Here is a 12,206-nt window from a genome sequence, read left to right as displayed (position 1 = left end):
GGGGTTTTTCATGCCGGCGGATAGCGAATTATTAACGCAGCCCGCCGGATAATTTACCGATGAAACTATGGTCCATCCGCGGTAACTCACAGAAGCTCGATGGCGGCGCGATGTTCGGCAATGCGCCGCGTGCGGTCTGGGAAAAATGGGCGGCACCGGACGATCTCAACCGGATCGAACTGGCCTGCCGTGCACTGCTGGCCAGCCCGCTGGCCGGCAGGACCGTGCTGTTCGAAACCGGTATCGGCGCGTTCTTCGAGCCGAAGCTGCGCGATCGTTACGGCGTGCAGGAACCCAGCCACGTGCTGATCGAATCGTTGCGCGAAGCCGGCTTCGAGCATGAGGACATCGACGTGGTGGTCCTCAGCCACCTGCATTTCGACCACGCCGGTGGCCTGCTGGCGCCGTGGAGCGAAGGCCGCGCGCCGGAGCTGCTGTTCCCCAACGCGACCTTCCTGGTCGGTGCCGAACACTGGGAACGCGCGCTGGACCCACACCCGCGCGACCGCGCCAGCTTCATTCCCGAACTGCCGCAGCTGCTGCGCGACAGCGGGCGGCTGGAGATCGTGCAGGGACCGTATTCGCGCACGCTGGGCACAAGCGTGCGTTTCAGCTTCAGCGATGGGCACACCCCCGGCCTGATGCTCGCCGAGATCGTCGGCCCCGAACAGGTCCAGGGCGAGCCGCGCGGTGGCGTGGTGTTCTGTGCCGACCTGATTCCCGGGCGTTCATGGGTGCACGTGCCGATCACCATGGGCTACGACCGCAACGCCGAACTGCTGATCGACGAGAAACGCAGCTTCCTGGAAGACAAGCTGGCACGCAACGTGCACCTGTTCTTTACCCACGACCCCGAATGCGCGCTGGCCCAGGTCACCCGCGATGAGAAGGGGCGGTTCGGTACCGCCCACGAACAGGGTGAATTGAAGGCCCGCGCGCTGGCCTGAAAGCGAGCGGATCAACCGGCCACGCGGGTCCCGAAGATGCGGTCACCGGCATCGCCCAGGCCCGGCAGGATGTAGCCCTTCTCGTTGAGCCGCGCATCGATCGCGGCAGTGAAGATCTCCACATCGGGGTGCGCCGCCTGCACGGCCGCGATGCCTTCCGGCGCGGCCACCAGGAAAATACCCTTGATCCGCCGCGCCCCGGCGCGCTTGAGCATGTCGATGGTGGCGATCAGGGTGCCGCCAGTGGCCAGCATCGGGTCCAGGATCAGCGCATCGCGCTCTTCCAGGCGGCCGGTGAGGCGCTCGAAGTAGGGCACCGGCTGCAGGGTTTCCTCATCACGCTGCAGGCCGACCACGCTGACCCGCGCCGCCGGAATCAGCGACAGCACGCCGCTGAGCATGCCCAGCCCGGCGCGCAGGATCGGCACCACGGTGATTTTCGCGCCCGCAATGCGCTGCACGGTCACCGGGCCGGCCCAGCCGGAAAGGGTGTGCGCTTCGGTGTCCAGGTCGGCGGTGGCCTCGTAGGCCAGCAGGCCGCCCAGCTCGTTGGCCAGCTCGCGGAAGTCCTTGGTGCTCAGGGACGCATCGCGCATCAGGCCGATCTTGTGCTGCACCAGCGGGTGGCGAACTTCGACGATTTTCATGGGAATGCCAACAAAACGGGGAGAACGCCATTTTGCCGCACCGGTGCCATGGCCGGCCATAGCCCGCCCCCGAGCGTCACAATCGCCACCGGTGTCACGTTCATGCAACCTCCCGGACATACCGTGCTGACCCAACCTTTACACCGTTGGGGAAGCCGTGCAGAACAAATCGCCGTTGGGGCTGGCCATCAGCCTGTCGTTGCTGGTCCTGTCCACCGCGCCTGCCGTGGCCGCCGCGAGCGGGGAGCTCGCCGGCGCCGCCGCAGCCACCCAACTGGACCGCGTGGAAGTCCGCCCGCAGCTGGAATCGCAGACCCGCGCGGTCGACCTCAAGCGCAGCAGCGACGCCATCCAGGACGCGGTATCGTCCGATGCCATGGGCGTCTACCCGGACAAGAACGTGGCCGAATCGCTGCAGCGCCTGCCCGGCGTCAGCGTCACCCGTGACCAGGGCGAGGGCCGTTTCGTGGTGGTGCGCGGCCTGGATGCCAACCTCAACAGCGTCAGCATCGACGGCATCGCCGTGGGCACGCCCGAAGATTCCAGCCGCGCCGCACCGCTGGACGTGATCCCCTCCGACTCGACCGAACGCCTGCGCGTGGTCAAGTCGCCCACGCCGGACATGCCGGGCGACGCCATCGGCGGCGCGATCCTGGTCGAGTCCGCCTCGGCGTTCGACCGCGACGGGCGCAGCCTGCGCGGCAAGATCGAAGCCAGCCACCAGGAGCTGTCCGGGCACACCAGCCCCAAGGCCGCGTTCAACTACAGCGAAGTATTCGCCGATACCTTCGGCGTGGCGCTGGGCGTGAACTACCAGAACCGCAGGTTCGAGTCCGACAACAGCGAAGTCGAGTACGGCGAATTCGACGGCGGCAGCGAAGACGAGCTGTTCGCCAACAGCCTGCAGCACCGCAAGTACGAGATCGAGCGCAAGCGCATCGGCGCCAACCTCAATTTCGACTGGCGCCCCAGCGAAGACAGCCAGTACTACCTGCGCACCCTGTACAGCCAGTTCGACGACGCCGAAACCCGCCAGCGCACCATTTTCAACTTCGGGGACGGCGAGGTCACCGCGCTGGGCAACAACCAGTTCCGGGTCGACGACCTGCCGGCCGATGCGATCCAGAAGCGCATGCGCTACCGCACCAAGAAGGAAAACACCTTCGCCGCCAGCCTGGGCGGCGAGAACCGCCTGACCAACGCCGTGCTGGATTACAAGGTCGGTTACACCCGTACTGAAGAACGCGTCAACGACGAGATGGAAGCGCGCTTCGAGTACAACGGCGATGACTTGGCCGCCACCGTGGACCAGAACAGCGGCATCCCGCGCTACACGCTCAGCGATGCGAGCTGGATGGACAACGGCAACTACGACTTCGACCGTTTCGTGGTCTCGCCCAAGCGCGTGGACGACAAGGAGCACAGCGCCCAGGTCAACATCCGCTTCGACGGCGACAACAGCAGTTACAAGTTCGGCCTGCTGGGCCGCTGGCGCGACCGCGACGTGGACACCGACGAGCGCGAGCTGCGCGTGGGTCCGGACGTGGCGTTGTCCGACTGGACCACCACCACGCCCGACCATCGTGGCGGCAGCCTCGGCCAGGGCATGAGCTCGGATGCGATGCGTCGCTACTGGGCCCGGTTCGGCAGCCAGTACAGTGCCCGCCCGCAGGATGTCGGCGCCAACGCGATGACCTCGCTGGAAGAGGATTACACCGCCAGCGAAGACATCTTCGCCAGCTATGCCATGGGCACCTGGGACGTCGGCAACCTGCGCATCATCGGCGGCGTGCGGGTGGAAAACACCCAGTTCCAGGCCACCGGCAACCAGGTGGACGTGGCCGCCAACGGCCGCAGCTACACCGTGACCCCGCTCACCGCCGACCGCAGCTACACCAACGTGCTGCCCGGCCTGCACCTGCGTTACGACGCCGGCAGCGACTGGGTGCTGCGCGCAGCCGCCAACAAGACCGTGTCGCGCCCGTCGTTCGGCGACATCGCCCCGCGCATCGGCTACAACCGCGGCGACGAGGAAGTGCGGCTGGGCAACCCGGAACTGGATCCGTACGAATCCAGCAACGTGGACCTGTCGTTCGAGCGCTACATCGGCAGCACCGGCATCCTCTCGCTGGGCCTGTTCCATAAATCCATCGACGGCTACATCGTCAACACCGTCAGCGACAGCGATCCCGAATACCCCGGCTTCGACGTCACCCGCGTGATCAACGGCGACAAGGCCAAGGTCTACGGCGCCGAGTTCAACTGGCAGCAGCAGCTCAGCTTCCTGCCCGCCGGCTGGGATGGCCTGCTGGTCGGTGCCAGCGGCACCTGGTTGGACACCGATTTCGACCCGGGCCTGGATGGCCGTGCCGACGAGGACTTCACCCTGCCGCGTGCCTCCAAGCACGTGTACAGCGCACACCTGGGTTACGAGAAGGCCGGCTTCAGCACCCGCCTTGCCGCCGTCTACCGCAGCGAGTACCTGGATATGCTGGGCGACAGCCGCGCTTACGACATCTTCGTGGCACCCAATACCCAGCTCGATTTCAGCCTGGACTACAAGATCACCGAGAACGTAAGCGTGTACCTGGAAGCGCAGAACCTGCTCGACAAGCCGCTGGAGCTCTACCAGGGCGTGCGTTCGCGCACCCTGCAGAACGAAGAATACGGCCGCACCTACGCGCTCGGCCTGAAGGTGGCCCTGTGATGCGCGCAGGTCCCGCACTGGGCCTGCTCGCGCTGGCGCTGCTGGCCGGCTGCAGACCGGCCGTCACGCCGGTACCGGCGGCATCGAACGCACCCGCAGCAGACCCGGCGGCGGCGACCACCGGGCGCTCGGTGGCCACCGTGGCCGAAGCGTTCCTCACCCCGATGACGCCTGCCGACAACATCGATTCGCCGGCCAGCTGGACCTCGCCGGAAGGGCAGGTGTGGCTGATCGCCACCGCCAAGGCCACCGACAAGCTGGTGGTGTACGACGGGCAGACCGGTGCCCACCTGCGGGATGTCGGCAGCACCGGCGCTGGACCGGGGCAGTTCGACCGCCCCAACGGCATCGCCGTGGTCGACGACCTGGTGCTGATCGTGGAGCGCGACAACCACCGCGTGCAGCTGCTGCAGCTGCCGTCGTTCACCCCGCTGGGGACGTTCGCGGCCGATGACCTGCGCAAGCCGTATGGACTGTGGGTCAACAAGCAGGCCAGCGGCTACGACGTGTACGTGACCGATTCCTACGATGCCGGCGAAGATGCGCAGGGCAATGACGTGCTGCCGCCGCTGGCCGAACTGGACAAGCGCGTGCGTCGTTACGCACTGCAGGTGGCGAACGGCAAGGCGCAGGCCAGCCTGGTCGGCAGCATCGGCGACACCAGCGAGAAGGGCGCCCTGCGCGTGGTCGAATCGATCTGGGGAGATCCGGCCAACGATCGCCTGCTGATCGCCGAAGAAGACGAAACCTATGCCAGCGAAATCAAGGTGTACTCGCTGCAAGGGAAATTCAGTGGCACCACCTTCGGCCGCGATGCGTTCAAGGCCCAGGCCGAAGGCGTGATGCTGCGCACCTGCGGCAAGGACGGCTGGTGGATCACCACCGAACAGGGCAAGGATCGCAGCGTGTTCCACCTGTTCGACCGCCACACGCTGAAGCATGTCGGCGCGTTCCAGGGCAACACGGTGGCCAATACCGACGGCATCTGGCTGGACCAGGCCGCCTCGCCGCGCTTCCCGCACGGCGCGCTGTATGCCGTGCATGACGACCAGGGCGTGGTCGCGTTCGACTGGGCCAGCGTGGCCAAACAGCTGTCGCTGCCGCTGGAGTGTGCAAAGTGAGCGGTATCCATGCATGCGCCCGCGCGCTCGCGGTCGTGCTGCTGCTGGGCAGCGCGTCCAGCTGGGCCAGGCCGGAGGGCAAGGCCGAACCGAACACCCAGGTGCCGGCCGGCAACCGGCATTACGCGGCGACCGGCTTCCCGGACCGCATCGTGGCATCGCCGGCGCAGGACGCATCGCGCGGCTTCGCCGTGGCGTGGCGTACCGATACCAGCGTCAGCACGCCGCTGCTGGAATGGGTGGTTGCCGGCGACTCGCCCGATGTCGGCACGCCCCGGCGCGTTACCGCCGTGACCACGGCGCTGGACACCGAACTGGGCCCTTCGCACCATCACCGTGCCGACGTCGCTGGCCTGGCGCCGGATACGCTGTACCTGTGGCGGGTGCAGGGCAACGGCACCTGGAGCGCCTGGAACCAGCTGCGTACCGCCGGGCGCGCCGACCAGCCACTGACCCTGCTGTACTTCGGCGACACCCAGAACAAGAACCTCAGCCATGTGTCGCGCGTACTGCGGGCCGGCCTCAAGGCGGCACCGGAGGCGCGCCTGACGTTGTTCGCCGGTGACCTGGTGAGTGGCGGTGACGGCGTGGATGACAGCGAGTGGGGCGAGTGGTTTGCCGCTGCCGGCTGGCTGCCGCAGGAAACCGCGGTGGCCCCGGCGATCGGCAACCACGAGTACTTCGAGGAGTTCGAGGACACCCCGCAGGAACGCCGCGTAATGGGCCGGCACTGGCCGGTAACGTTCGCATTGCCGCGCAATGGCGTCGATGCCGCCGATACCAGCACCTACTGGTTCGACTACCAGGGCGTGCGCATCGCGGTCCTGGATGGCACCTCCGCGCTCGACCTGGGCACCGCGCAGGCGCAGGCAGCCTGGCTGGACAAGGTCCTGGCCGACAACCCACACCCGTGGAGCATCGTGCTGCTGCACCAGCCGTTCTATTCGCCGCGCGAAGGACGCGAGAACGCCGAGCTGCGCGATGTGCTGCTGCCGGTGGTGCGCCGCCACCAGGTCGACCTGGTGCTGCAGGGACACGACCACACTTACGGCCGCCGTGGGGAAGGGCAGGCCGCCACGCCGCAGTACATCGTGACCGTGGCCGGTCCCAAGCAGTACCGCCTCTCCGATGAAGCGCGCGCCACCATGGCGCCGGTCGGTGAGGACACCCAGCTGTACCAGGTGCTCACGATCGATCCACGGCACCTGCGCTATGAAGCACGCACGGTCACCGGCCGCCTGTACGACGGCTTCGAACTCAACCGCGAGGCCGACGGCAGCAAGCGCAAGACCGAACTCACCGAGGGCCGCATCGCCCCCCGCGACTGCACGCGCACCCAGACCCTGAAGGGTCGCGCCGACCGCTGCTGGGAATAAGGACTGCCATGAACCCGCAACCCAAGCTTGCCCTGATCGCCCTGGCCGCCGCACTGCTGCTGCTCACCGGCGCCAGCCTCGCCAGCAACGCGGTGCTGCACCCCTTCCTGGCCGCCCAGCCGAAGGAAGCGCCGGAGGAAGCCAACCTGGCCGTGGAAATCCCGGCCGGCAGCTTCACCAAGTACGAGATCAAGGAAGACGGCCTGGTCCACGTCGACCGCTTCCAGTCGATGCCGGTTGCGTACCCGGCCAACTACGGCTCCATGCCGCGCACCCTGGCCGGCGACAACGACCCGCTGGATGCACTGGTGTTGACCCGCGAGCCGCTGCATCCGGGCGTGATCGTGCGCTTCCGCCCGATCGGCTACCTGAAGATGGTCGACAAAGGCGAGCACGACGAGAAGGTGATCGGCGTGCCGACCGACAAGATCGACCCGACCTACGCCAACATCCGCGACCTGCAGGACCTGCCGCTGATCGAACGCCAGCGCATCGAAGCGTTCTTCCGCGTCTACAAGGACCTGCCGGAGGGGCGCAATCCGGTGGAACTCAGCGGCTGGGGGAACGCGGCCGAAGCCAAGGCGCTCATCCGCGAATCAATGCAGCGCTTCGACGCGCAGCAACGCCGCGCCAAGGGCGATTGAGCCTCAGCACCGCCCGGGCCTACAGCAGGATCCCGCCGCCCACCTCGATCCGCTGCGCGGTCACCCAGTGGTTGTCGGGCCCGACCAGCGCGGCCACCATCGCGCCGATATCCTCGGCGTTGCCCGGGCGCCCGAGTGCGGTGTGGTCGCTGACATAACGCTGCACGTCGGGGTTGTCGCGCACCGCGCCGCCGAAGAAATCCGTCTGCGTGGGGCCGGGTGCCACCGCGTTGACGGTGATGCCGCGCGGACCCAGTTCCAGCGCCAGATAGCGGGTCATCACCTCCAGCGCGCCCTTCATGGCGGCGTAGACGAGGCTGCCGGCGGCGGTGTGGCGGGTGAGGCTGCTGGACAGGTTCACAATGCGCGCCCCGTCGGCCAGCAACGGTGACAGCGCCTGGGTCAGCAGCAGCGGCCCCTTGAAATGCAGCGCATGCAGAAGGTCGATGTCATCGGCGGTGATTGCACCGAACGGTGCCGGTGCGTGCGCGCCGGCATTGTTGATGAGCGCGTCGAGCTTCTGGCCCTGGCCTCGGGACTGCAGCCAACCGGTCATCGCGGCCAGGCATGCCGGGAAGCTCCCGCTGTCGGTGACGTCCAGCGCCAGGGTCATCACGTCGCGGCCCTGACGTGCGATGTCCGCGGCCACGCTGCGGGCGGCGGCGGGGTCGCTGCGGTACGTTAAGATCACGTCCCAACCGCGCGTGGCCAACTGCAGCGCGATGCTGCGGCCAATGCCCTTGTTGCCGCCGGTGACCAAGGCCACGCGGGCGGGGAGAAGTGGAGAGCCAGTGTGCATGCGATAACCAGACGAGGGGAACGAGCAGGCATGATCGCGGGGTGCCGCGCCGCGCTCTTGCCGGTTACGCGCAGGCATTTGCCTGATCCTGCACCCCTCCGCGCGGGGGTGGCATGCTGACGCGTCTGCATGACGCAGTGGAGAGCCTGCTGAGCCGTTCGGCCGGAGAGGGCGACCGTGTACTGTCGCCGCTGCCAGGCGTGATCGTTTCGACCACCCGCCGTGCCCGGATGCCCTCCCATGCGCTGTACCGGCCTGCGTTGGGTGTGGTCGTGCAGGGGGCAAAGCAGGTTCTGGCCGGAAGACGCAGCCTCGATTACCGCGCCGGACAGGGACTGGTGACCGGGATCGCGATGCCGGCAACCGGGCGCGTGCTGGCGGCCAGCAGGGCACAGCCGTTCATGGGCGTCTCGATCGAGCTGGACACGGGTGTGCTGCAGCAGGTGCTGGCCGGGCTGGACCCGGGGCCGTCAGCCCTCGCCGACGCCTCCGGCCTCAGCGTACATACCCTGCCAGCGCCGCTGCTGGACTGCGTGGCACGCATCGTTGAAGCGGTGCGTATCGACGATGCGGCGGCGGTGCTGGTGCCCACCTTGTTGCGCGAACTCAGCTACTGGCTGTTGACCGGGCCAACCGGCCCGGAGGTTGCGGCAATGGCGCGCCCGGAAGGCACGCTGCACCGGATTGCCGAAGCGGTGGTGCACCTGCGCCGGCATTTCCGTCAGCCGCTGCAGGTGGAGTCGCTGGCGGCGGCCAGCAACATGTCCGTGTCACTGTTCTACCGGCGCTTCCGCGCGGTCACCGGGGTCTCGCCACTGCAGTTCCAGAAGCAGCTGCGTCTGCTCGAAGCACGGCGGCTGCTTGAAACCAAGGCCGTCAACGTGACCTCGGCGGCGCTTGCCGTCGGGTACGAGAGCCTGTCGCAGTTCAGCCGCGAGTACCAGCGCTGCTTCGGCCACACCGCACGGGAAAGCCTGCAGGGGTCCGCGCTTTCCGTGGATTGACCCCTGGTTGGCGACCCATTAATATCCATCCGGACGGATATTAATTGGTAAACGCATGGCCCGACCGCGCTCCATCGACCCGAATCAACTGCTGGACGCCGCCGAACGGGTGGTGGCCCGCCATGGCGTTCCCGGGCTTACCTTGGAGGCCGTTGCAGCCGAGGCCGGGATCAGCAAGGCCAGCGTGCTGTACGACCATGGCAGCAAGACCGCACTGGTGCAGGCCGTACTGGTGCGCGCGCTGCAGCGGGACCGTGCCCAGAACCAGGCCGCGGTTGACGCGGTGCCCGCGCATGACAGTCCGGTCATCAAGGGTCGGCTGGCGGCCGCTGCACAGCCGCTGCCGGACGCCTTCCGACCGGTCGCCCTGAGCCTGGTGGCGGCCATGGCCGGCGACTCGAGCCTGCGCGGGCCGTTCCAGCAACACCAGCGCGAGGTGATCGAGGCGGTCGAAACCACCTCGCAGCAGCCTCGTGGCGCGATGCTGGCGTACCTGGCGCTGGAAGGACTGAAACTTCTCGAAGCGCTCGACTACCACCGCTGGCCCGTGCAACAGCGGGAACAGCTGCTGCGGGACATCGCGTGGCTGGTGGAGCAGGTACCGCCTGACTGATCCATCGGTTTGGGGCGACGTTACGCCCACCTGTCTTCTCTCCCACTCATCAATGCGGCCCGGCAGCGGCTGCAGGACCCCCCATGTCTTCTCTCCAGCGGATTTTCCTTACCGGCGGCAGTGGCTATGTCGGTCGCAACCTCATCACCTCACTGGTCGCCCAGGGCCACGCCGTGGTGGCCTTGGCGCGCAGCGAAGCAGCGGCGCGCGCAGTCGAACAGCGCGGCGCACGGGCATTCCGCGCCGACCTGCTCTCGGGTGACCTGGCCACGGGCATGCAGGGCTGCCACGCCGTTGTCCATGCGGCCGCCGATACCGACCATGTGGCCGGTGGGGGGCGCCAGCATCGTGTCAACGTCGATGGCACGCGCCGGGTGATCGACGCCGCCGGACAGGCGGGCGTCGCCCGCGTGCTCCTGCTCAGTACCGAGTCGGTGCTGGCCAGCGGGCGCGCGTTGCCAGGCGTGGACGAGCGCACGCCACTGCCACGCCGCTCCATCGGTGGCTACTCGCGCAGCAAGGCCGAGGCGGAGCGGGTTGCGTTGGCGGCCAACAGCGAACACCTTGCGGTCAGCGTGCTGCGCCCACGGTTCGTGTGGGGCCGCGACGACACCACCGCACTGCCACAGCTGTGCGACGCGGCGCGGAGCGGACAGCTGGCCTGGATTTCGGGCGGCAACTACCTGACCTCCACCACCCATATCGCGACCCTGTGCGCGGCTGTCTCGGCAGCGCTGCGCCATGCACGACCGGGCGAGGTCTATTTCATCGCCGACGAGCAGCCTGTCCAGTTCCGTGCCTTCATCACCGCGCTGCTGGAAACGCAGGGGATCGCCGCGCCGGAAAAGTCGGTCCCGCGTGCGCTGCTGTGGGCACTGGCATCGCTGGGCGATGCACTGGCGGCAGTGAGTGGTGGACGGGTACGCGGTCCGCTGACCCGGCAGCAGTTCGCTGCCTCGGCGGTTGAAGTGACGCTGGATACGCGCAAGGCGCGGCGTGAGCTGCACTTGCGCGACGCGATCACGCGCGAGCAGGGGTTGGATGAGCTTCGGCTCGTGCGCTCTGGCGTGCGCGTGTGAAGCCGCCACGCAGGGCGTGGCACTAAACGTTGGGTGCCGAAGGCTCGTGGATGGGACAACGGTTGAAGCGGGCGCGGAAGTCGCGCGAGGCGGCCATCACGATCCGGCGTGCGCGGTTGATGTTGCCCAGGGGCTGATGGGCCGCCAGCGCGTGCCAGGGAGCGAAGGCGAGGCGGTCTTCGCTGGCCTCGGCGTCGGTGTTCCAGGATGACTGCTCACCGACCACCAGCCGACCTACCGGCTGGAACGGGCTGAGTTCCTCTGGCCAGACCACCGAGGCGTCTTCGATCGGCATCTTTCCAAGATCGCGGCAGAGCTGCACGCGCAGCTCCCACTCGGCCACGGCGCCGGGCTGCGCAAAGAACGCGGCCACCGCCTCACGCTGCGTATCGGCTTCGGAAGGCAGCTTCTGCCCGGTCAGCGCGACCAGTGCCGGTGACACCGGCACCCACGAGAACTTGGCCATGTACGGCCCGTAGCGGAACGGGACCTGGGTGAAGAACGTTTCGCCGAGCGGATGGTGCTGCGGTTCGCCACCGAGCGCCTTCAGTGATGCGCTCTGGCCACCCACTGCCTCCAGCGCTGCCTCGGTGCCGCGCAGCGTGGCCGAGAGCACCTGCTTGGTCCGCGGCATGCGCTCGGTGGTGGCGGCCAGCAGCTTGGCCGAACGCAGGAAGCCGCTGATGCCCGGCGTGTTGAAGGCCGGGCCGTTGACCATCAGGAAATCCTGGCTGTGCTGCTCGTCGCCGCCGTCCACGCGCGCGCCGGGCACATCCATGATCTTGACGGCCATCGCGCGCGGCGTGGAGACGGTATCGGGCAGCTGCTCGGCCGGCGGCGAGGACAACCGCACCAGGGCGTCGTACTCACCGGGTGCGGCGAACAGGCCCTGGGTCAGTTCGGGCGAGAGCCCATCCAGTACGCGGAAGCGCCCGCGCAGCAGCGCGTGCCCCTTGGCATGCACCGCACGGTGCGCATGGCCTTCATGCTCGGCAACCACGCCGGCCATGCGGGTGAATACCTCCACCAGTTCGGCGATGGTGGCGTCTTCGTCAGGCGCGCGCTGTTCCACGTCAGCGGAATAAGCGACAGCAGGCTGGATCGGCGTCATGGGCGTGGTTCCGGAAAGTGGAGAGAAGGGGCCGGCGACCACGAGGTGCTGCCTTGGCAGGGACCGGCTGGGGCATGTGCCCACCTTGTCGGGTATGCCGTGCACGAGCGGTGCAGGGGACATCGCCGTGGCGCGAAGGGCGCGTGCAATGCCTTCAC

At 67.8% G+C, this 12,206-nt stretch carries 10 protein-coding genes and 1 pseudogene; 8 read left to right on the top strand and 3 right to left on the bottom strand.

What is annotated here, in order from left to right; all coding sequences use genetic code 11:
- Positions 1-59: 59 nt before the first annotated feature.
- Complete coding sequence (locus KVS69_RS00955) at positions 60-947, top strand: MBL fold metallo-hydrolase (RefSeq protein WP_068851057.1); 888 nt, start codon at positions 60-62, stop codon at positions 945-947.
- A gap of 11 nt (positions 948-958) precedes the next feature.
- Here KVS69_RS00955 and upp read toward each other — a convergent pair whose 3' ends face one another.
- The gene (gene upp / locus KVS69_RS00950; protein WP_068851060.1) at positions 959-1,594 is read right to left on the bottom strand and encodes a uracil phosphoribosyltransferase; all 636 of its coding nucleotides are present in this window, start codon (positions 1,592-1,594) and stop codon (positions 959-961) included.
- A 157-nt stretch (positions 1,595-1,751) separates the two neighbouring features.
- Between upp and KVS69_RS00945 the strand changes: the two genes are divergently transcribed.
- From KVS69_RS00945 to KVS69_RS00930, 4 genes and pseudogenes are all read left to right on the top strand, one after another.
- Positions 1,752-4,301: a TonB-dependent receptor gene (locus tag KVS69_RS00945; protein WP_217535895.1), complete on the top strand. Its 2,550-nt coding sequence runs from the start codon at positions 1,752-1,754 to the stop codon at positions 4,299-4,301.
- Positions 4,301-5,422 (top strand): phytase, encoded by a 1,122-nt coding sequence (locus tag KVS69_RS00940; RefSeq protein WP_217535893.1) that lies wholly within the window; start codon positions 4,301-4,303, stop codon positions 5,420-5,422. Before KVS69_RS00945 ends, KVS69_RS00940 begins: the two co-directional genes overlap by 1 nt.
- 83 nt (positions 5,423-5,505) lie before the next feature.
- Positions 5,506-6,798 (top strand): annotated as a pseudogene (locus KVS69_RS00935) (metallophosphoesterase family protein); the annotation flags it as partial.
- A gap of 8 nt (positions 6,799-6,806) precedes the next feature.
- On the top strand, positions 6,807-7,442 hold the full coding sequence (locus tag KVS69_RS00930; RefSeq protein ID WP_217535890.1) for an inorganic diphosphatase: 636 nt from the start codon (positions 6,807-6,809) through the stop codon (positions 7,440-7,442).
- A 19-nt stretch (positions 7,443-7,461) separates the two neighbouring features.
- On the opposite strand, the gene KVS69_RS00925 is transcribed toward KVS69_RS00930, so the two are convergent.
- On the bottom strand, positions 7,462-8,241 hold the full coding sequence (locus KVS69_RS00925) for an SDR family oxidoreductase (protein WP_217535887.1): 780 nt from the start codon (positions 8,239-8,241) through the stop codon (positions 7,462-7,464).
- Between the two features lie 113 nt (positions 8,242-8,354).
- On the opposite strand from KVS69_RS00925, the gene KVS69_RS00920 reads away from it, so the two are divergent.
- The 3 genes from KVS69_RS00920 to KVS69_RS00910 all read left to right on the top strand — a co-directional run bounded on the left by KVS69_RS00920 (position 8,355) and on the right by KVS69_RS00910 (position 10,937).
- Positions 8,355-9,245: an AraC family transcriptional regulator gene (locus KVS69_RS00920; protein ID WP_217535876.1), complete on the top strand. Its 891-nt coding sequence runs from the start codon at positions 8,355-8,357 to the stop codon at positions 9,243-9,245.
- Positions 9,246-9,300: 55 nt separating this feature from the next.
- A complete protein-coding gene (locus KVS69_RS00915; protein ID WP_093534195.1) occupies positions 9,301-9,858 on the top strand; it encodes a TetR family transcriptional regulator in 558 nt (185 codons plus the stop codon).
- An 83-nt stretch (positions 9,859-9,941) separates the two neighbouring features.
- On the top strand, positions 9,942-10,937 hold the full coding sequence (locus KVS69_RS00910; RefSeq protein WP_217535874.1) for an NAD-dependent epimerase/dehydratase family protein: 996 nt from the start codon (positions 9,942-9,944) through the stop codon (positions 10,935-10,937).
- 22 nt (positions 10,938-10,959) lie between these two features.
- Here the strand turns inward: KVS69_RS00910 and KVS69_RS00905 are convergent, their stop codons facing one another.
- Positions 10,960-12,048, bottom strand: a complete 1,089-nt coding sequence (locus KVS69_RS00905; RefSeq protein WP_217535871.1) for a catalase family protein — start codon at positions 12,046-12,048, stop codon at positions 10,960-10,962.
- Positions 12,049-12,206 lie beyond the last annotated feature (158 nt).

The organism is Stenotrophomonas sp. GbtcB23, from assembly GCF_019091045.1.
Taxonomy (GTDB): Bacteria; Pseudomonadota; Gammaproteobacteria; order Xanthomonadales; family Xanthomonadaceae; genus Stenotrophomonas; species Stenotrophomonas rhizophila_A.
This window is presented reverse-complemented; position numbering and strand designations above follow the sequence as displayed.